General features: G+C 65.9%; 21 protein-coding genes. 9 read left to right on the top strand and 12 right to left on the bottom strand.

Annotated features, from left to right (window positions below; genetic code table 11):
• Nucleotides 1–79 precede the first annotated feature (79 nt).
• Entirely contained in the window at nt 80–1,060 is a 981-nt protein-coding gene (locus tag RV045_RS04585) for a virulence RhuM family protein/type II toxin-antitoxin system death-on-curing family toxin (RefSeq protein WP_423234589.1), read from the top strand.
• On the opposite strand, the gene RV045_RS04580 is transcribed toward RV045_RS04585, so the two are convergent.
• The 10 genes from RV045_RS04580 to RV045_RS04535 form a co-directional block, all read right to left on the bottom strand.
• On the bottom strand, nt 1,061–2,446 hold the full coding sequence (locus RV045_RS04580) for an ATP-binding protein (protein WP_423234588.1): 1,386 nt from the start codon (nt 2,444–2,446) through the stop codon (nt 1,061–1,063). It abuts the gene before it with no gap.
• On the bottom strand, nt 2,436–3,233 hold the full coding sequence (locus RV045_RS04575) for a response regulator (protein WP_423234587.1): 798 nt from the start codon (nt 3,231–3,233) through the stop codon (nt 2,436–2,438). Before RV045_RS04575 ends, RV045_RS04580 begins: the two co-directional genes overlap by 11 nt.
• Before the next feature lie 24 nt (nt 3,234–3,257).
• The gene (gene phoU, locus RV045_RS04570) at nt 3,258–3,977 is read right to left on the bottom strand and encodes a phosphate signaling complex protein PhoU (protein WP_423234586.1); all 720 of its coding nucleotides are present in this window, start codon (nt 3,975–3,977) and stop codon (nt 3,258–3,260) included.
• Nucleotides 3,978–4,015: 38 nt separating this feature from the next.
• Nucleotides 4,016–4,813 (bottom strand): phosphate ABC transporter ATP-binding protein PstB, encoded by a 798-nt coding sequence (gene pstB / locus RV045_RS04565; protein WP_423234585.1) that lies wholly within the window; start codon nt 4,811–4,813, stop codon nt 4,016–4,018.
• Nucleotides 4,810–5,664, bottom strand: a complete 855-nt coding sequence (pstA, locus tag RV045_RS04560; RefSeq protein ID WP_423234643.1) for a phosphate ABC transporter permease PstA — start codon at nt 5,662–5,664, stop codon at nt 4,810–4,812. The genes pstB and pstA overlap by 4 nt, the downstream gene beginning before the upstream one ends.
• A 133-nt stretch (nt 5,665–5,797) precedes the next feature.
• On the bottom strand, nt 5,798–6,784 hold the full coding sequence (gene pstC / locus RV045_RS04555) for a phosphate ABC transporter permease subunit PstC (RefSeq protein ID WP_423234584.1): 987 nt from the start codon (nt 6,782–6,784) through the stop codon (nt 5,798–5,800).
• 19 nt (nt 6,785–6,803) lie between these two features.
• Entirely contained in the window at nt 6,804–7,844 is a 1,041-nt protein-coding gene (gene pstS / locus RV045_RS04550; RefSeq protein WP_423234583.1) for a phosphate ABC transporter substrate-binding protein PstS, read from the bottom strand.
• 137 nt (nt 7,845–7,981) lie between these two features.
• Nucleotides 7,982–8,803: an NUDIX hydrolase gene (locus tag RV045_RS04545; RefSeq protein WP_423234582.1), complete on the bottom strand. Its 822-nt coding sequence runs from the start codon at nt 8,801–8,803 to the stop codon at nt 7,982–7,984.
• 122 nt (nt 8,804–8,925) lie between these two features.
• Nucleotides 8,926–9,279 carry a 50S ribosomal protein L19 gene (gene rplS / locus RV045_RS04540; protein WP_423234581.1) on the bottom strand — a complete coding sequence of 118 codons (354 nt, stop codon included), beginning with the start codon at nt 9,277–9,279 and terminating at the stop codon, nt 8,926–8,928.
• A 147-nt stretch (nt 9,280–9,426) separates the two neighbouring features.
• Nucleotides 9,427–11,124 carry an electron transfer flavoprotein-ubiquinone oxidoreductase gene (locus tag RV045_RS04535; RefSeq protein ID WP_423234580.1) on the bottom strand — a complete coding sequence of 566 codons (1,698 nt, stop codon included), beginning with the start codon at nt 11,122–11,124 and terminating at the stop codon, nt 9,427–9,429.
• Between the two features lie 163 nt (nt 11,125–11,287).
• On the opposite strand from RV045_RS04535, the gene RV045_RS04530 reads away from it, so the two are divergent.
• Genes RV045_RS04530 through RV045_RS04510 form a run of 5 tightly spaced genes read left to right on the top strand, consistent with a single transcriptional unit; the run spans nt 11,288 to nt 14,999 of the window.
• Nucleotides 11,288–11,665 (top strand): CidA/LrgA family protein, encoded by a 378-nt coding sequence (locus RV045_RS04530; protein WP_423234579.1) that lies wholly within the window; start codon nt 11,288–11,290, stop codon nt 11,663–11,665.
• The gene (locus RV045_RS04525) at nt 11,662–12,396 is read left to right on the top strand and encodes an LrgB family protein (protein WP_423234578.1); all 735 of its coding nucleotides are present in this window, start codon (nt 11,662–11,664) and stop codon (nt 12,394–12,396) included. Before RV045_RS04530 ends, RV045_RS04525 begins: the two co-directional genes overlap by 4 nt.
• A gap of 30 nt (nt 12,397–12,426) precedes the next feature.
• Nucleotides 12,427–13,389 (top strand): bile acid:sodium symporter family protein, encoded by a 963-nt coding sequence (locus RV045_RS04520; RefSeq protein ID WP_423234577.1) that lies wholly within the window; start codon nt 12,427–12,429, stop codon nt 13,387–13,389.
• 54 nt (nt 13,390–13,443) lie between these two features.
• Nucleotides 13,444–14,688 carry a DNA (cytosine-5-)-methyltransferase gene (gene dcm, locus RV045_RS04515; RefSeq protein WP_423234576.1) on the top strand — a complete coding sequence of 415 codons (1,245 nt, stop codon included), beginning with the start codon at nt 13,444–13,446 and terminating at the stop codon, nt 14,686–14,688.
• Nucleotides 14,685–14,999 carry a BrnA antitoxin family protein gene (locus tag RV045_RS04510; protein ID WP_423234575.1) on the top strand — a complete coding sequence of 105 codons (315 nt, stop codon included), beginning with the start codon at nt 14,685–14,687 and terminating at the stop codon, nt 14,997–14,999. The genes dcm and RV045_RS04510 overlap by 4 nt, the downstream gene beginning before the upstream one ends.
• A gap of 5 nt (nt 15,000–15,004) precedes the next feature.
• Here RV045_RS04510 and RV045_RS04505 read toward each other — a convergent pair whose 3' ends face one another.
• Entirely contained in the window at nt 15,005–15,412 is a 408-nt protein-coding gene (locus tag RV045_RS04505; protein WP_423234574.1) for an SRPBCC family protein, read from the bottom strand.
• Nucleotides 15,396–15,905 (bottom strand): hypothetical protein, encoded by a 510-nt coding sequence (locus RV045_RS04500; RefSeq protein ID WP_423234573.1) that lies wholly within the window; start codon nt 15,903–15,905, stop codon nt 15,396–15,398. The genes RV045_RS04505 and RV045_RS04500 overlap by 17 nt, the downstream gene beginning before the upstream one ends.
• A 111-nt stretch (nt 15,906–16,016) precedes the next feature.
• On the opposite strand from RV045_RS04500, the gene RV045_RS04495 reads away from it, so the two are divergent.
• The 3 genes from RV045_RS04495 to RV045_RS04485 are packed head-to-tail and all read left to right on the top strand — an operon-like array spanning nt 16,017 to nt 17,420.
• Nucleotides 16,017–16,502, top strand: a complete 486-nt coding sequence (locus RV045_RS04495) for a GFA family protein (protein ID WP_479722903.1) — start codon at nt 16,017–16,019, stop codon at nt 16,500–16,502.
• Entirely contained in the window at nt 16,495–16,749 is a 255-nt protein-coding gene (locus RV045_RS04490) for a DUF1272 domain-containing protein (protein WP_423234571.1), read from the top strand. Before RV045_RS04495 ends, RV045_RS04490 begins: the two co-directional genes overlap by 8 nt.
• Complete coding sequence (locus tag RV045_RS04485; protein WP_423234570.1) at nt 16,746–17,420, top strand: hypothetical protein; 675 nt, start codon at nt 16,746–16,748, stop codon at nt 17,418–17,420. Before RV045_RS04490 ends, RV045_RS04485 begins: the two co-directional genes overlap by 4 nt.
• Nucleotides 17,421–17,509: the final 89 nt, after the last annotated feature.

Below are 17,509 nucleotides of genomic sequence, written 5' to 3'. Positions count from 1 at the left end.
GGGGGCTGTGAGTGTAGCGCGGTGTCCTTTGCGGCAGGCCGCCAGCAAACTGGTAAATTGGCCTGAATCGAGGCAAACCATGACCAACATCACCATCTATCAGTCCGACAGCGGCACCGTCGAAGTCCGGCTGGACAGGACCCAGGAAACCGTCTGGCTGCGGCAGGAGCAGCTCAGCCAGCTCTTTGGACGCGAGCGGTCGGTCATTACCAAGCACCTGCGCAATGTGTTCGCCGAGGGGGAGCTTGAACGTGAGGCAGTGTGTGCAAATTTTGCACACACTGCTGCCGACGGCAAAAGGTACCGGGTTGAACACTACAGCCTCGACGTCATCATCTCAGTGGGCTACCGCGTCAAATCCATCGAGGGCACGCGCTTTCGCCAATGGGCCACGCAGGTTTTGCGCCAGCACCTGACCCAGGGCTACACCCTGAACCGCCAGCGTTTTGAAGCCAACGCCCGCGAGCTGGAAGCCGCGCTGCTTCTGGTGCGGAAAGCGGCGCAATCCACCGAACTTCTGGCCGACACAGGGCGCGGCCTGGTGGACCTTGTGTCGCGCTACGCGCAGACCTTTTTGCTGCTGCAGCGTTATGACGAAGGTTTGCTGACCGAGCCGCTGCAGCAGAGCGGCGGGCACCTGCCCCGCCTTGAGCAGGTGCGCCAGATGCTGGGCGAGCTCAAGCGCGATCTGATGCAGAAAGGCGAAGCCACCGAGCTGTTTGCCCGCGAACGTGGCGATGGCCTAGCCGCCCTGCTGGGCAACCTGGACCAGACCGTATTTGGCGAACCGGCTTACCCCAGCGTTGAATCCAAGGCTGCGCACCTGCTGTACTTTGTGATCAAAAACCACCCCTTCGCCGACGGCAACAAGCGCAGCGGTGCGTTTCTGTTTGTTGATTTCCTGAACCGCAATGGCCGTCTGCTGGACGACGACGGCGCCCCAGTCATCAACGACATCGGGCTGGCTGCTCTGGCCCTGCTGGTCGCAGAATCAGACCCGGCGCACAAGGAAACGCTGATCCGGCTTGTCATGAACATGCTGGCTCCGACGCAGGGTTGATCACCCCCCCGCCATCCTCAACGGCGGCAGCAGCAGCACAAAGCAGCTGCCCTGCCCCAGTTCGCTGAAGACGCGCATCTGGCCGCCGTGGCGCTGCAGCACCTGGCGGACAATGGACAGCCCCAGGCCCGTGCCGCCGGTGTCGCTGCTGCGCGCTTTGTCCACGCGGAAGAAGCGCTCGCCCAGGCGAGGCAGGGCGTCGGCCGGGATGCCCGGGCCGCTGTCGATCACCGCCAGGCACAGGCCTTCGCTGGCCTGCAGGCTGCGCCAGTTGGGGCCCAGCCAGGCGGGCAGCGGCGGCGGATCGGTGGCGGGCCCGGCCGGGCTGCGTTCGCCCAGCCAGCCCACCCACAGCGTGATATGGCCTTCGGGGCCGCTATAGCGCACCGCGTTGTTCAGCACATTGACCAGCGCGCTGAGCAGCTCGCTGGCGTGGCCCAGCACAGCCACATCGGGCTGCGCCAGCCGCGGCGACTGCCAGCCCAGCGTCATGGTCTGGCCGGGTTTGCGCAGCGCGGTCGCCGTGGCCCAGGCCTCGTCCACCCAGGTCTGGACCGGCACCAGGCCGCCTGGCATGGGCCGGGGCGCGCCGTCCAGACGCGACAGCAGCAGCAGATCGCCCACCAGGCGTTGCATGCGCACCGACTGGTCGCGCATGGCCTGCAGGGCGCTGGCAAACTCGTTCGGGTCGCCCTGAAGCTGGGGCAGGCAGTCGAGATAGCCCGACAGCACGGTCAGCGGCGTGCGCACCTCGTGCGAGACGTTGGCGACGAATTCCTTCTGCAGCAGCTCGTTGCGCTGGCGCTCGGTCACGTCCTGGCTGACCAGCAGGATGCGCGTCTGCCCGGCCGCTTCAGGCACGGCGAAACGCTGGCCGAAGAGCAGGATGCGTCCGCCGCGATCGGGCCTGTCCATCAGCACCTCGGCGCGCGGGCCGGGCGTGGCGAGCGCCGTGCTGGCCGCGAGCTGCTGAACGAAAGGCACGAAAACCGGATCGCGGACCAGATGGGTGATGCGGGCCAGGCGGTCGCGCTCGGGGCCCAGTCCCAGGTGCAGTCCGGCCATGTCGCTGCACCACAGGATGGTCTGCTGCGCGTCCAGCAGCACCAGACCCACCGGCGACGCGGCCATGGCCTGGACGAAGCCGTCCATCTGCTCGCGCACCACCTGCACGGCCTGCGCCTGCTTGAGCGTGTCCTTGTACACCGCCCACTGCACCGTGGTCAGCGGATCGGGGTTGTCGGGCGGCTCGGTGGTCTGGCCGTCGCGCAGCCAGTGCAGCAGTTCGCGGGTGCGCTGCTGCCAGCGCTTGTCGGTTCGCGCCGCGGCCAGCAGGTAGCCGGCGACGGCGCCGATCAGGATCAGCAGCAGGGCTTCAGGCGTCATGACGGACCGGATCGCCGCGCGGCTCGCTGACCTCCTGGGGCAGCGTCCAGGCGAAGCGGTAACCCACGCCACGCACGGTCTGGATGCGCAGCCGCGCCACCGCCCAGTCGGCCAGCGCCTCGCGCAGGCGCTTGATGTGGACATCGACCGTGCGCTCTTCGATATAAACCTCGTCACCCCAGACGTGATCCAGCAGCTGGCCGCGCGTGAAGCTGCGGTCCGGGTGCGTCATCAGAAAGTGCAGCAGCTTGAACTCGGTCGGGCCCAGCTGCACCGGGGCGCGCACGGGGCTGCGCCCCTCAGGGTCCAGACCGGGAACGGCTTCGCCCGCCGGGTCGATCCACAGCAGGCGCGATTCGGGGTCGAGCGACAGCGCGCCCACGTCCACCGTATCGCCCAGCGCACGCGGCTGGTGGCGGCGCAGCACGCTGCGGATGCGCGCCTGCAGCTCGCGGCTCGAGAAGGGCTTGGTGAGGTAATCGTCGGCGCCCGCTTCGAGCGCGGTGACGATGTCGGATTCTTCGGCGCGTGCGGTCAGCAGGATCACCGGCATTTCGCGCAGGCGCGGCTGTCCGGCGTCGCGGCGCCAGCGGCGCAGCATGTCCAGGCCCGATTCACCCGGCATCATCCAGTCCAGCACGACCAGATCCGGCATCTGCGTGGCGATCTGCGCCTGGGCCGAGCGCGCATCGTGGCTGACCTGCACCGTGTGCCCGGCCAGACGCAGCTGGGTGGACAGCATCTGGGCAATCGCCAGCTCGTCGTCCACCACAAGAATCGTCGCCATGCCCTCTCCCGTGTATGGCCTGCGTTAGCCTGCCGCCAGACGCTTTTCGATGGTTTCGAGGCGATTGTGGCGCACATCAGCGCCTTTCACCACATAAATGACCTGTTCGGCCAGATTTTTGGCATGGTCGCCCACGCGTTCCAGCGCCTTGGCCACGAAGATGAGGTCGATCCCGGCTTCGACCAGATCGGGCTTGGCACTCATCACCGTGACCAGCTTGCGCAGCATGGCGTTGAACTCGTGATCGATGTTGTCGTCCTGGCGCAGCACGTCAATGGCCAGCGCCGTGTCCAGGCGGGCGAAAGCATCGAGCGCCTTGCGCAGCGATTCGGCCGCCATGCGCGCCGACAGCGTCAGATCGCGCAGCGGCAGCATCTGCTGCAGCATGGCCGCGTCCGAGCGGCTGGACAGGCGCAGGCCAAAGCGGGCGATGCGCGCGGCCTCGTCGCCGGCGCGCTCCAGGTTGCCGATGGTCTTGGACACCGCCACCAGCAGGCGCAGGTCGCGCGCCGTGGGCTGGCGCTGGGCGATGGTCGCCGACAGATCGCTGTCGATGGTCATTTCCAGCTGGTTGACCAGCTCTTCGCGGACGTGGACCTGCTGGGCCAGTTCGCTGTCCATATCGATCAGGGCCTGAACGGCCTGGATGACCTGGGATTCGACGATGCCGCCCATTTCCAGCACCTGGCTGGAGATGGAGGTGAGTTCGGCGTCGAACTGCGTGGATAGATGCTTTTCGCTCATGGATGTGCTCCTGGAGGACGTTCAATCAGCCGGGACAATCAGCCAAAACGGCCGGTGATGTAGTCTTCCGTTTCCTGCTTTTTCGGCTTCATGAAAATCTCGCGCGTTACGCCGAATTCAACCAGATTGCCCAGGTACATGTAGGCGGTGTAGTCGGACACCCGCGCCGCCTGCTGCATGTTGTGGGTGACGATGACCACGGTGTAATCGTCCTTCAGCTCGGTGATCAGTTCTTCGATCTTGCCGGTGGAGATCGGGTCCAGCGCCGAGCAGGGCTCGTCCAACAGAAGCACCTCGGGCTTGATGGCGATGCCGCGCGCGATGCACAGGCGCTGCTGCTGGCCGCCCGACAGGCCGGAACCGTTCTGGTTCAGCTTGTCCTTGACCTCGGTCCACAGCGCGGCCTTGCGCAGCGCCCACTCGACGCGCTCGTCCATTTCGTGGCGACTGAGCTTCTCGAACAGCTTCACGCCGAAGGCGATGTTGTCGTAGATCGACATCGGAAAGGGCGTGGGCTTCTGGAAGACCATGCCGACCTTGGCGCGGATCAGCGAGACATCGGTGCGGCTGTGCAGGATGTCCTCGTCGTCGACCAGGATCTGGCCGTCGGCGCGCTGCTCGGGGTAGAGCTCGAACATGCGGTTGAAGGTGCGCAAGAGCGTCGATTTGCCGCAGCCCGACGGCCCGATGAAGGCGGTGACCTTGCGCTCCGGGATGTTCAGGTTGATGTCCTTGAGCGCGTGGAACTTGCCGTAATAGAAGTTCAGGTTCTTCGCGCTGATCTTGGCGGGGCCGTTCAGCGCCTCGCGCAGGACCTGGGTGGAGGCTTGGCTCATGACTGCTTGTTCCTGAAAAACACGCGGGCGATGATGTTCAGCGCCAGCACGCTCATGGTGATGATGAAAACGCCCGCCCAGGCCAGCGTCTGCCAGTTCTCGTAGGGGCTCATGGCGAACTGGAAAATCGTGACCGGCAGGTTGGCCATGGGCTGGCCCATGTCGGCGCTGAAAAACTGGTTGTTCAGCGCGGTGAAGAGCAGCGGCGCGGTTTCGCCCGAAATGCGCGCCACGGCCAGCAGCACGCCGGTGACCACGCCGGAACTGGCCGCGCGCAGGGTGATGCTCAGGATGACCTTCCAGCGCGGCGTGCCCAGGGCGTAGGCTGCCTCACGCATCGCGCTGGGCACCAGCGAGAGCATGTTCTCGGTGGTGCGGATGACCACCGGGATGACCAGCAGCGCCAGCGCCACCGACCCCGCCCAGCCCGAGAAACCGCCCAGCGGTGCCACGAGGCCGTAGTAAATGAAGAGGCCAATGACGATGGAGGGCGCCGACAGCAGGATGTCGTTGACAAAGCCCACCGTGCGGCCCAGCCAGCCCTTGCCCGCGTATTCGGCCAGGTAAATGCCGCACAGGATGCCGACGGGCGTGCCCAGCAGCGTCGCCGTGAAGGTCATCAGCAGCGAACCGACGATGGCGTTGGCCAGACCGCCGTCCGTCGCCATGGGCGGCGGGGTGGATTCGGTGAATACCGCGCCACTCAGGCCCGTCACGCCCAGGCGCACTGTGTCCCACAGGATCCACAGCAGCCAGACCATGCCAAAGGCCATGGCCAGCAGCGACAGCACCAGCGCCAGCTGGTTGATGCGCTTGCGCGCGCGGTGGCGCGAGAGGCGCTCGCGCAGCATGCGCTCGGTCGGGGCGCCGCCGTGGCGGTCGCCCGGTGCTCGCGCCAGTGGGCTGTCTGCGGGCATCAGCGTGGCCGACAGGCGGTGGCCGGGGGCCGCACCGCCCGCAGCTGCGGAGGAAGACATCGGCATCTCAGTTCCCCTCTTTGCGCTTCATGCTGGCCAGCAGCCACTTGGACAGCGCCAGCACCACAAAGGTGATGAAAAACAGGATCAGCCCCAGATACATCAGCGAGGCCTGGTGCAGACCGGGCTGGGCTTCGGCGAACTCGTTGGCCAGCGTCGCGGTGATGCTGGTGGCCGGCTCGAACAGCGACAGCGAGCTGAACTGGCTGGCGTTGCCAATCAGGAAGGTGACGGCCATGGTCTCGCCCAGCGCGCGCCCCAGGCCCAGCATGATGCCGCCGATGACGCCTGTGCGGGTGTAGGGCAGGACCACGCGGGAGATGACCTCCCAGGTCGTGGCGCCCAAGCCGTAGGCCGACTCCTTGAGCATGGGCGGCGTCACCTCGAACACGTCGCGCATCACCGAGGCGATGAAGGGAATCACCATGATGGCCAGCACGATGCCGGCCGCGAACAGGCCCAGTCCCACGGGCGGGCCCTGCAGCAGCGCCCCGATCACAGGGACGTTGCCCAGTGCGTCCTGCAGCGGCACCTGGACGTATTCGGACAGGATGGGCCCAAACACCAGCAGGCCCCACATGCCGTAGACGATGGAAGGCACTGCCGCCAGGAGCTCGATCGCCGTGCCCAGCGGGCGGCGCAGCCAGCCCGGGCACAGCTCGGTCAGGAACATGGCGATGCCAAAGCTGATCGGCACCGCGATCAGCAGCGCCAGCAGCGCCGTCAGCAGCGTGCCCATGACCATGGCCAGCGCGCCGTACTTGTCCTGCACGGGATCCCACTGGTTGGTCCAGACGAAGGACAGCCCGAACTCGCGCATGGCCGGCCAGGCGCCGATGACCAGCACCAGCAGGATGCCCGCCATCAGCGCCAGCGTCAGCCAGGTGGCGCCATGGACGAGAACGCCAAAGACGCTGTCCCCCAACGCGCCGCCTCCGGCCCTGCGGGCTGTCCCGGCGGGCCGGACAGGATTTGCGCTGTGTGCTGCTTGCATGAGCCAGTTCCTTGACGGTTTACTGCCAGGCGACGGCCTTGCCGCTGCCGTCCTTGATCTCGCCCCAGGTCTTGCGCGCCAGAGCCTTCACATTGTCAGGCATGGGCACGTAATCCAGCTGCGCAGCCTGGCTGTCGCCGTCCTTGCCATACGCCCAGTTGAAGAACTTCAGCACGTCGGTGGCCTTGCCCGCATCGGCCTGCTGCTTGTGCATCAGGATGAAGGTCGCGCCCGAGATCGGCCACGATTTTTCGCCCGCCTGGTTGGTCAGGATGGCGAAGAAAGAGTTGCTCCAGTCGGCCTTGGCGGCGGCGGCCTTGAAGGCGTCGTCGTCGGCCGTGACGAATTTGCCCGCCGCGTTCTGCAGCTGCGTCGTCACCAGCTTGCCCTGCTTGGCGTAGGCGTACTCGACGTAGCCGATGGCGCCCGGCAGACGCTGCACAAACTGCGCCACGCCCTCGTTGCCCTTGCCGCCCGTGCCCACCGGCCAGTTCACGGCCTTGCCTTCACCGACCTTGCTCTTCCACTCGGGGCTGACCTTGCTCAGGTAGTTGGTGAAAATAAAGGTGGTGCCCGAACCGTCGGCACGGCGCACCGGCGCAATCGCGCGGTCTGGCAGGTTCACGCCGGGGTTCAGCCCAGTGATGGCGGCATCGTTCCACTTCTTGATCTCGCCCAGGTAGATTTTGGCCAGCACGTCGCCGGTCAGCTTGATCTGGTTGGCGGTGACGCCGGGCAGGTTGACCACAGGCACGACACCGCCCATGACGGTGGGGAACTGCACCATGCCCTTGGCCTGCAGGTCTTCGGGCTTGGTCGGCTCGTCCGAGGCGCCGAAATCAACCGTTTTGGATTCGATCTGCTTCACGCCGGCGCCCGAACCGACGCTCTGGTAATTGACGCGCACCCCGGTGGCCTTGCTGAAGGAATCGGCCCACTTGGCGTACACCGGTGCCGGGAAGGTCGCGCCGGCGCCCGTGATGGTGTTGGTCTGCGCCACAGCGGCGTGGCTGGCCAGCAGCAGGGCGGTGGACAGGGCCAGGGTAGTCAGTCGTTTCATGTGTGCTCCGGGAGGAATCTGAGAGAGAAAGATCAACGCGTCGCCACTCTATGGACCGTCTGTGACAGCTTTGTGACACCCCGGTCTCCCGGGAAAACCCGTGGCGTAGACGCGACGCAGCAGGCGGGCGTGACGGCTCAGTACTCGTTGCGCCAGGGGTGGAGCGCAGCGGCGGCGTTCATCTGGGCTTCGCACAGGCTCCACGCCAGCACCAGATAGAGGTTGCGCAGCATGGCCGCGGTGGCGCCCCAGATCGGGCCGTGCCCCGCCTGAAGGCCGGACAGCGACTCGGGCGCGGGCATGCTGACAAAGCGGCGCTCGACGCCCTCGCGGCGGTAGGTGCGCCAGACGTGCTGGCAAGGGTCCAGCACCTGCGCCAGCGGCACGGCAAAAGCGTGAGCGACCTCGCTGTTGGCTGAGGCCGCGATGGCTGTGCGGGCCGCAGCGGCATCCACCTGCGCCAGCACCGGCGCCACGCGATAGTTGGTGACGGTGACATAGCCCGGCAGCAGGCCCAGCACCTGAATGTCGCCGGGCGCCAGGCCGACTTCCTCCTGGCTTTCGCGCAGCGCGGCGGCGATGGGGCCGCTGTCCTGAGGATCGATCCGTCCACCCGGGAAGCTGATCTCGCCCGCGTGTTCGCGCAGGGTGGCGGTGCGCTGGGTCAGCAGCAGGCGCCACGCGCCGCCATCGTGGAAGACGCCGACCAGCACCGCTGCTTCGCGCCGGGGCCGGTCGGGCCAGGGGCGGCCGCGGATCAGGCCCAGGCGCTGGTCGAGCGCGTTCAGGCCCTGCGTGGCGTGGCTGGCGTCATCCGCGCGGGCGATGTCGGCCAGCAGCGGCCGGATCTGCTCAAAGACCGCACCCCAGCCGACCTGCGCTGAAGCAGGCCACAGCGAAGCGGGCAGCAGCGGCAGATGGCCATCGCGGCCGAGTTCAGGGCACTGGGCGGGATCCATATCAGGGCGCGAAACCAGAAAGTCAGAAAATCAAAAAACGCTGGGCAGAAACGACAACAGGCCGCACATGGCGGCCTGCTGGAGGGGGCAAGCCCCACCGCGAGAGCGATGGGGAAGCCGCATCAGGACAGCTTTTCCTTGATGCGTGCCGACTTGCCGCTGCGCTGGCGCAGGTAGTACAGCTTGGCGCGGCGCACATCGCCACGGCGCTTGACTTCGATTTTTTCCAGCAGCGGGCTGTACAGCTGGAACGTACGCTCCACGCCTTCGCCGTTAGAGATCTTGCGCACAACGAAGTTGCTGTTCAGGCCACGGTTGCGACGGGCGATGACAACGCCTTCGTAGGCCTGCAGACGGCTGCGGGTGCCTTCCTTGACGCGCACGCTGACAATCACGGTGTCGCCGGGGGCGAAAGCGGGAATGGTTTTGCCCAGGCGGGCAATTTCTTCCTGCTCCAGGGTTTCGATCAGGTTCATGTGAACTCCACGGATCATGACGCGGGGGGTTATAAAAAGAAGAGCCGGCTGGACGAAGCAGCCGGCAGGCCGGTCAGAGGATCAGCGCGCATTATAGCGTGAGCCCCGCGCGCAGTGGGCCTGTGTCCGGTCCCTGTTGGGCGCCGCTCACATCCCCGCGTAATTGGGACCGCCGCCGCCCTCGGGCGTCACCCAGGTGATGTTCTGGCTGGGATCCTTGATGTCGCAGGTCTTGCAGTGCACGCAGTTCTGCGCGTTGATCTGCAGGCGCTGGGCATTGCCCCCGGCGGCCTCGTCGGGCACGAACTCGTAGACCCCCGCCGGGCAGTAGCGCGATTCCGGCCCGGCAAACTGCGGCAGATTGAGCCGCGTGGGCACCTGCGGATTGGTCAGGCGCAGGTGGGCCGGCTGGTTTTCCTCGTGGTTGGTGTTGCTGATGAAGACTGAACTCAGGCGGTCAAAGGTCAGCTGGCCATCGGGCTTGGGGTAATCGATGCGCGCGCAGCTCGCGGCCGGGCGCAGTGTGGTGTGGTCGGCCTGGTGGCGGTGCACCGTCCAGGGCGGCGACTGCACGCCGATTTTGGGCAGCAGCCAGTGCTCGACACCCGTCATCGCCATCCCGACCCACATGCCCTTCTTGAACCAGGTCTTGAAGTTGCGCGACTGGTGCAGCTCCTCGTGCAGCCAGCTCGCTTCGAAGGCCTTGGGATAGGCCTCCAGCACATCGGCCTCGCGCCCGGCGGCCAGCGCCTGCGCCACGGCATCCGCGGCCAGCATGCCGGTTTTGATGGCGGCGTGGCTGCCCTTGATGCGCGCGGCGTTCAGGTAGCCCGCGTCGCAGCCGATCAGCGCGCCGCCCGGGAACACCGTGGCAGGCAGGCTGAGCAGCCCCCCGGCGGTGATGGCGCGCGCGCCGTAGGACAGGCGGCGTCCGCCCTCGATGTGTTTGCGGATGGCGGGGTGGGTTTTCCAGCGCTGCATCTCTTCAAACGGGCTCAGCCAGGGGTTGCTGTAATCCAGCCCGGTGACAAAGCCCAGCGCGACCTGGTTGTTGTCCAGGTGATACAGGAAACCGCCGCCGTAGGTGGCTGTGTCCATGGGCCAGCCCGCCGTGTGCACGACCAGACCCGGCTGCGCGCGCGCCGCGTCGATCTCCCAGACTTCCTTCACGCCCAGCGCGTAGGTCTGCGGGTCTTTGCCCGCGTCCAGCTGGTAGCGCGCAATAAGCTGCTTGCCCAGATGGCCGCGCGCGCCCTCGGCGAACAGGGTGTATTTGCCCGTCAGCTCCATGCCGAGCTGGAAGTGGGCGGTAGGCTGGCCGTCCTTGCCCAGGCCCTGGTGGCCGGTGGCTACACCGCGCACGGCGCCGTTGTCGTCAAACAGCACTTCGGCGGCGGCAAAGCCCGGGAAGATTTCCACCCCCAGGTTTTCGGCCTGCTGCGCCAGCCAGCGCACCACGTCGCCCAGGCGGACAATGTAATTGCCTTCATTGTGGAAAATGCGCGGCAGCAGCGCGGCGGGCGTGGTCCAGACGCCACCGCCATCGCGCAGCACCAGCACCTCGTCGGTGGTGACGGGCTGCACCAGCGGCGCGCCCTGCTCTTTCCAGTCGGGGATGAGTTCGGTGAGCGCCCGCGGGTCCATCACCGCGCCGGACAGCGTGTGCGCACCGGGCTCCGAGCCCTTTTCCAGCACCACGATGCTGATCTCCTGTCCGGCCTTCGCCGCCTGCTGTTTGAGCCGGATCGCGGCCGACAGCCCGGCCGGGCCCGCGCCGACGATGACCACGTCGTAGGGCATGGATTCACGGGGGCCGTACTGTTCGAGCAGTTCCTGGGGCGTCATGCGGGTCTCCTGGAGCGGTTTTGATCTGTTGCGATTCTAGCGGTGCCATCTGCTCCCGCAGGGGCGCCGCCGCCAGAGCCGTGCAGGCTTTGTGGCAAGATAAACGCATGATTCACGCACCGCACCCGACCGGACCCGGCTGCGCCACCCGCCGGGGGCCACCATGATCGCCGCCCTGGCCCTGCTCCTGGGCTTCCAGCTGGTCGGCGAGGCGCTGGTGGTGGCGCTGGGCTGGAGCGTGCCCGGCCCGGTGATCGGCATGCTCCTGCTGCTGGCCGTGCTGGTCTGGCGCGGCGGCCCCGGGGAAGATCTGCGCCAGGTGTCCGGCACGCTCTTGCAGCACTTGTCGCTGCTCTTTGTGCCTGCGGGCGCCGGGGTGCTGGTCCACGCCCACCTGCTGGGCCAGGACGCCGGAATCATCGCCGCAGCGCTGCTGGGCAGCACGGTGCTGTCGCTGGTGGTGACGGCGGGCGTGTTTGGCTGGCTGTCGCGGCGCCGGAAACCCGCCCGGCGCCCGCAGGCCGGAGACCCCGCCCCATGAACGCTGTTGCTTCGGCCAGCGATGTCTGGGTTTACCTGTCGCGCAGCCCGCTGCTGGGCCTGACGCTGACGCTGGCGGTGTATGTGGGCGCGCAGGCGCTGGCGCGGCGGCTGAAGTTTCATCCGCTGGCCAACCCGGTGCTGATGGCCGTCACCGGCGTGGTGATCTGCCTGGTGCTGACGGGCACGCCCTACCCCGTCTATTTTGAAGGCGCGCAGTTCGTGCACTTCCTGCTGGGCCCGGCAACGGTGGCGCTGGCGATTCCGCTGTATGCACAACTGCCGCGCATCAAGGCACTGATTGTGCCGATTTCCGGCGCGCTGCTGGTCGGCGCGCTGACGGCGGCGGTTTCCGCCGTGCTGATCGCGCGCGGCCTGGGCGCCAGTGAGGCCGTGCAGGCGTCGCTGCTGCCTAAATCGGTCACCGCACCGATCGCCATGAGCATCGCCGAAAAAACCGGCGGCCTGCCCTCGCTGACCGCCGTTCTGGTCATCCTGACCGGCATTCTGGGCGCCACGCTGGCCCCGGCCGTCTACCGCCTGGCGCGGCTGGACGGCGCGGGCAGCCAGGCCGCGCAGGGCTTTGCGCTGGGGCTGACCTCGCACGGCATCGGCACGGCGCGCGCGCTGCAGCTGCACGAAACCACCGGCGCTTTTGCCGCTCTGGCCATGGGGATGAACGGCGCTTTTTCAGCGCTGGTGCTGCCGCTGGTCGCCCACCTGCTCCTTTGATTCTTTTCCGAGCTTTCCAGGATTTCCCCGATGCGCATTCCCGGCATGGACCCTTTCATCGTCAAGCTGCTGCTGTGCGTGGCGCTGGCCAGCGTGCTGCCCGTGCACGGCCCTGCTGCGCAGTGGATGAATACGCTGACCACGGCCGCTGTGGCGCTGCTGTTTTTCCTGCACGGCGCGCGGCTGTCGCGCGAATCGTTGATGTCCGGGCTGACGCACTGGCGCCTGCATCTGGCGATCACGGCGTGCACCTTTGCGATGTTTCCGCTGATTGGTCTGGCGCTGCAGCGGCCGCTGGATGCGCTGGTGACGCCGTCCCTGACCATAGGTTTCCTCTTTTTATGCGCGCTGCCGTCCACGGTGCAGTCGGCGATTGCGTTCACCTCGATCGCGCGCGGCAACGTGGCGGCAGCAGTGTGCAGCGCCTCGGGCTCCAGCCTGCTGGGCGTCTTCCTGACGCCGCTGCTGGTCAGCCTGATCATCGACAGCAGCGGCGAAGCGCGCGTGTCGCTGGACGCCATCGGCAAGATCGTCCTGCAGCTTCTTCTGCCCTTCGTGCTGGGCCAGCTCGCCCGGCCCTGGCTGCAAAAGCGGCTGGAGCAGCGCGCGGCGCTGGTCAAGCACGTGGATCAGGGCTCCATCCTGCTGGTGGTCTACACGGCGTTTTCGGAGGCCGTGGTTCAGGGCCTGTGGCGCGACACGCCGCCGCTGGCGCTGGCGGGCGTGGTGCTGGCCAGCTGCGTGCTGCTGGCGCTCATGCTGACGCTGACCTGGACGCTGGGCCGCGTGCTGGGCTTTTCCATGCCCGACCGCATCACGCTTTTCATGTGCGGCAGCAAGAAAAGCCTGGCCAGCGGCGCGCCCATGGCCCATGTGCTGTTCGCCGGGCCCATGCTGGGCAGCGTGATGCTGCCGCTGATGGTCTTTCACCAGATTCAGCTCATGGTCTGCGCCTGGCTGGCAGCGCGCTGGGGCGAGCGTCCGGCCGACTGAGGCCCCCGGCTGGCCCGCCCCGAGCGACCGGTAGCAGGGCCGCATAATGCCGCCATGAGCATCGCCCCACCCGACATGTCCGATCTGCTGCGCCAGGCGCGGCGCGTCCACGGCCCGGCGGCCATCGCCCGCTTTCTGGGGCACGACGCCCAGACCCTGCGCCGCTGGGAAGCCGGTCAGGGCGAGCCCGCACCGCTGCGCCTGCGCGAAGCGCTTCAGGCCTGGCTGGGGCCGCCCACCACGCCGCCCACCGCGCCAGACAGGGCTGACGCCCAGTTCCGCTTCATCGACCTGTTTGCCGGCATCGGCGGCATCCGCCTGGGCTTCGAGGCCGTGGGGGGCGCCTGCGTCTTCACCAGCGAATGGAACACTTTTTCGCAGCAGACCTACCGCGCCAACCACGGCGAAGGCCATGCGCTGGTCGGCGACATCGTGCCCTTTGCGGCCCAGGACGTGCCCGACCACGAGGTGCTGCTGGGCGGCTTTCCCTGCCAGCCTTTCAGCATCGCGGGCGTCAGCAAGAAAAACGCCCTGGGCCGCCCGCATGGCTTCGCCGACCTGACCCAGGGCACGCTGTTCTTTGACGTGGCGCGCATCATCGCCGCCAAGCGCCCGCGCGCCTTCCTGCTGGAAAACGTCAAGAATCTGGTCTCGCACGACGGCGGCAACACCCTGCGCGTGATCCTGCAGACGCTGCGCGACGAGCTGGGCTACGAGGTCCACCACCGCGTCATCGACGGGCGCCACTTCACGCCGCAGCACCGCGAACGCATCCTGATCGCCGGGTTTGACCGCGCCACCGATTTCTCGTGGGATGCCGTCGAGCTGCCCGCAACCGGCCCGCGCCTCGCCAGCATCCTGCACCGCACCGACGGCAGCGAGCCCTGGCTGCCCTGGGACGGCCAGCGCTACTTCGATTTTGAGTCGCAGCGCGTGCCCGAGCGCTACACCCTCACGCCCACGCTGTGGCGCTATCTGCAGGATTACGCCGACAAGCACCGCGCCGCCGGCAACGGCTTTGGCTTTGGCCTGGTGAACGGCGACAGCGTCACGCGCACGCTGTCGGCGCGCTATCACAAGGACGGCTCGGAGATCCTGGTCGATCAGGGCCCGGACCAGCGCCCGCGCCGCCTGACCCCCCGCGAATGCGCCCGCCTGATGGGCTTCCCCGACAGCTTCCGCATCCCCGTCAGCGACACCCAGGCTTACCGCCAGTTCGGCAACAGCGTGGTCATGCCGGTGATGCGCGCGGTGGCGCGGGCGATGCGGCCGTATGTGGTGGGGCAGGAAACGCGATGAGCAAGACCGTGGCCTACGAGCTTGATCTGACCCAGCTTCCCGCCCTGACGGCCGTCCAGCGCGACGAGCTGGACGCGTTGGCCAGAAGACCCGATAGCGAGACCGACACCAGCGACATCCCGCCACTGTCTGAAGACTTCTGGAAAAATGCGGTGCGCAACCCACTGTACCGCCCAGTCAAACAGGCCACCACGGTGCGCGTGGATTCCGATGTGCTGCTCTGGCTAAAAAGCCAAGGCAAGGGCTACCAGACCCGCATCAATGCCATCCTGCGCGACGCCATGCTGCGCGCACTGCAATCCAAGGGCTGAGAGGCTTACCCCCGCCCCACTACATGCCGCGTGAAGTTGTCCAGGATGGCCTGCCAGCCTTGCTGCTGCATCTCCACCGGGTGGGTGGTTTCGGCGTCGAAGGTGACGCTGACCCGCACGCCACCCGCTTCCGGGGTGAAAACCACCTGCGCCGCGCGGTCGCCAAAAGCATACTCGATGCGCTCGTGCGGCACGATGCGCGTGTAGACGCCTTCAAAATCAAAGCCCATGCTGCCGTCCCTGGCCTCCATGCGCGAGCTGAAGCGGCCGCCTTCGCGCAGATCGACCGTCGCGGTGGTGGTGTGCCAGTCGGGCGAGGCGCTGTTCCACTGCACGATGTCGGCGGGCGTGGTGTAGGCCGCCCAGACGGTGGCGATGGGCGCTGCGGCCACGGTTTCAACGGTGATTTTCATGGCGACGGCCTTTCCGGGGCAGCAGGAGAAGTACGGCCAGCAGGCCATACGATATCAGCGACAGCCACGCCCCCTTGGCCATCACGGGCAAAGCGTCAGCCCCCAGCTGGAAGGACGTCGCAGCCTGCCCAAGCTGCGCCAGCGCAGTCCGGGCGCCCCAGCCCGACAGGGCAAGACCGGCCAGCGCACCCGCCAGCATCCAAAGGCGCCACGCGCCGGGCCGCCCAGTGAACATCAGCATCCCCAGCACCAGCAGCGCCAGCGGCAGGAAGTACAGCAGGCTGAACACGCCCCCCATCTGAAGCACGGTCACTGTGAGCGCGTAATTCTCGAAGCGCGCAAACGGCAGCAGCGAGCAAAAGAAAGCCAGTAGTCCCAGCACGGCATACAGCAGACCCATCAGACGCATCGTCGCTCCCGCAGTGATCCCGAACACATCCGCCAGACGCCGCAGGCGCGACGCAGACAGGAAAGCGGGGATGGTAGCGTACAAAAAATCCGCCTTGGCTGCTGGGTCAGCCAAGCGGAGCAAACGCTGGTCAGCACAGCCCATCGCGTATATTGGCTGTGCCAATGGCTTGAATCAACATCCCGGAGCTTTCAGATGACAGAAAGAACAGGACGATGCCTGTGCGGCCCAGTGAACTTCAAACTCGGCGCAGAGCCCCTCGCCACGCGCATCTGCTGGTGCCGGGACTGCCAGCACCTGGCCGCCAATGGCACGGTGAATGTCATGGTGGCTGCTGAAGCGCTCAGTGTTTCCGGCCCCCTGTCGGATTACACGCAAAAAGCCGACAGCGGCAACGACATCACCCGCCAGTTCTGTCCCACTGGCGGCACACACCTCTTCGCCAGATCATCTGCCCGCCCCCAGTTTCGGGTGGTGCGCACCGGCAACCTCGACAACCCCGCCTCCATTCAGCCCACCGCCATCATCTGCTCCGCCAGCGCCCCAGCCTGGGCCTGCCTCGATCCGGCGCTGAAACGCGTGGAGCAGCAGCCGGCGGCGCCGAAGCCACCGGCTGCTGTGCGACAAGCTGAGCGTTTGACTAATTCTAAAATGCTATTGCAGGGAGATAGAAATGCTTGAGTTGCGACCCAGCTGCGAATGCTGCAACACCGATCTGCCACCAGATTCGACTGATGCGCGTATCTGTTCGTTTGAATGCACGTTTTGCGCAACATGCACCAACAATATCCTCAATGGCTTGTGCCCAAACTGCGGCGGCGAACTGCTTGTGCGCCCAAGGAGGTCATTGAGCAAACTCATCAAAAATCCGGCGACCACACAGCGGATTCATAGGCCTGCGGGGTGCGAAAGTACTGCAATGCCATGACAGAATCATCTGAGAATATCTGGAGCACACGAGAAAAATCGTGGGCACACCTACAAAAAAACAATCCATCCAGCATCGCAATCATCAATGAGTCATTGAAAATCATCGACAGATGCCTCGATTATTATGAGGCCGCATCAAAATCGTCGAGTTACGGACTTGCCTGCGGTTTATTCCTGCTGAAAGGAAAAAATCTTGGTCATGGCTGCTTCAGCTTGATTCTAGATGGACACGCACAGGAGGCCGGCGCCCTACTTCGTCCCTTAATCGAGTGCATTGAGCTTTTGGCGTACATGCGGATTTTTCCTGAAAAGGCGAATGATGCAGTCAATAACAAGCTACCTTCCGCTGGTCAGCGTGCAAAAGAAATCAATGGAGAGTACAAGGGCCTGCGTGAGCATCTAAATGATCATGCATCGCATATTTCATTCAGTCCAGAATCGCTATCACACCTACTGAATCCTGATTCTTCATTTCGACGCACTCAGGAATCAATCCCAGAAATTATTTTGTCCAGCGTCAGTGACCTTGCAATTCAAATTCAATTCTTAATGCATGAAGGGATTCGGGCGCTAGAGAGAGTTTCTGACGCTCCAGCAAGAGACCTTGGAACAAGGGCGGAAAATTTAAGGAAACGCAGTTGCTTTGTCTTTGGGATTTTCGGAAATTAAATTCGACACCCACAAAAAAACCTCCCCCAGCCTTTCAGCCTTGGGGCGGTCAAACCAAAGGCAGCGCCGGGCGGGCCGGCGGCTGCGCT

It is taken from the genome of Amphibiibacter pelophylacis, from assembly GCF_037688875.1.
GTDB lineage: Bacteria > Pseudomonadota > Gammaproteobacteria > Burkholderiales > Burkholderiaceae_C > Amphibiibacter > Amphibiibacter pelophylacis.
This window is presented reverse-complemented; position numbering and strand designations above follow the sequence as displayed.

Excerpts from the sequence above, each read along its gene's own strand:
- pstA (WP_423234643.1), bottom strand. The coding sequence starts at position 5,664 with ATGCTGCGCGAGCGCCTCTCGCGCCACCGCGCGCGCAAGCGCATCAAC.
- phoU (WP_423234586.1), bottom strand. The coding sequence starts at position 3,977 with ATGAGCGAAAAGCATCTATCCACGCAGTTCGACGCCGAACTCACCTCC.
- RV045_RS04490 (WP_423234571.1), top strand. The coding sequence starts at position 16,495 with ATGCTTGAGTTGCGACCCAGCTGCGAATGCTGCAACACCGATCTGCCA.
- pstS (WP_423234583.1), bottom strand. The coding sequence starts at position 7,844 with ATGAAACGACTGACTACCCTGGCCCTGTCCACCGCCCTGCTGCTGGCC.
- RV045_RS04575 (WP_423234587.1), bottom strand. The coding sequence starts at position 3,233 with ATGGCGACGATTCTTGTGGTGGACGACGAGCTGGCGATTGCCCAGATG.
- RV045_RS04485 (WP_423234570.1), top strand. The coding sequence starts at position 16,746 with ATGACAGAATCATCTGAGAATATCTGGAGCACACGAGAAAAATCGTGG.
- RV045_RS04585 (WP_423234589.1), top strand. The coding sequence starts at position 80 with ATGACCAACATCACCATCTATCAGTCCGACAGCGGCACCGTCGAAGTC.
- RV045_RS04525 (WP_423234578.1), top strand. The coding sequence starts at position 11,662 with ATGAACGCTGTTGCTTCGGCCAGCGATGTCTGGGTTTACCTGTCGCGC.
- pstC (WP_423234584.1), bottom strand. The coding sequence starts at position 6,784 with ATGCAAGCAGCACACAGCGCAAATCCTGTCCGGCCCGCCGGGACAGCC.
- RV045_RS04520 (WP_423234577.1), top strand. The coding sequence starts at position 12,427 with ATGCGCATTCCCGGCATGGACCCTTTCATCGTCAAGCTGCTGCTGTGC.
- RV045_RS04545 (WP_423234582.1), bottom strand. The coding sequence starts at position 8,803 with ATGGATCCCGCCCAGTGCCCTGAACTCGGCCGCGATGGCCATCTGCCG.
- RV045_RS04510 (WP_423234575.1), top strand. The coding sequence starts at position 14,685 with ATGAGCAAGACCGTGGCCTACGAGCTTGATCTGACCCAGCTTCCCGCC.
- rplS (WP_423234581.1), bottom strand. The coding sequence starts at position 9,279 with ATGAACCTGATCGAAACCCTGGAGCAGGAAGAAATTGCCCGCCTGGGC.
- RV045_RS04505 (WP_423234574.1), bottom strand. The coding sequence starts at position 15,412 with ATGAAAATCACCGTTGAAACCGTGGCCGCAGCGCCCATCGCCACCGTC.
- RV045_RS04580 (WP_423234588.1), bottom strand. The coding sequence starts at position 2,446 with ATGACGCCTGAAGCCCTGCTGCTGATCCTGATCGGCGCCGTCGCCGGC.
- dcm (WP_423234576.1), top strand. The coding sequence starts at position 13,444 with ATGAGCATCGCCCCACCCGACATGTCCGATCTGCTGCGCCAGGCGCGG.
- RV045_RS04530 (WP_423234579.1), top strand. The coding sequence starts at position 11,288 with ATGATCGCCGCCCTGGCCCTGCTCCTGGGCTTCCAGCTGGTCGGCGAG.
- RV045_RS04495 (WP_479722903.1), top strand. The coding sequence starts at position 16,017 with ATGACAGAAAGAACAGGACGATGCCTGTGCGGCCCAGTGAACTTCAAA.
- pstB (WP_423234585.1), bottom strand. The coding sequence starts at position 4,813 with ATGAGCCAAGCCTCCACCCAGGTCCTGCGCGAGGCGCTGAACGGCCCC.
- RV045_RS04535 (WP_423234580.1), bottom strand. The coding sequence starts at position 11,124 with ATGACGCCCCAGGAACTGCTCGAACAGTACGGCCCCCGTGAATCCATG.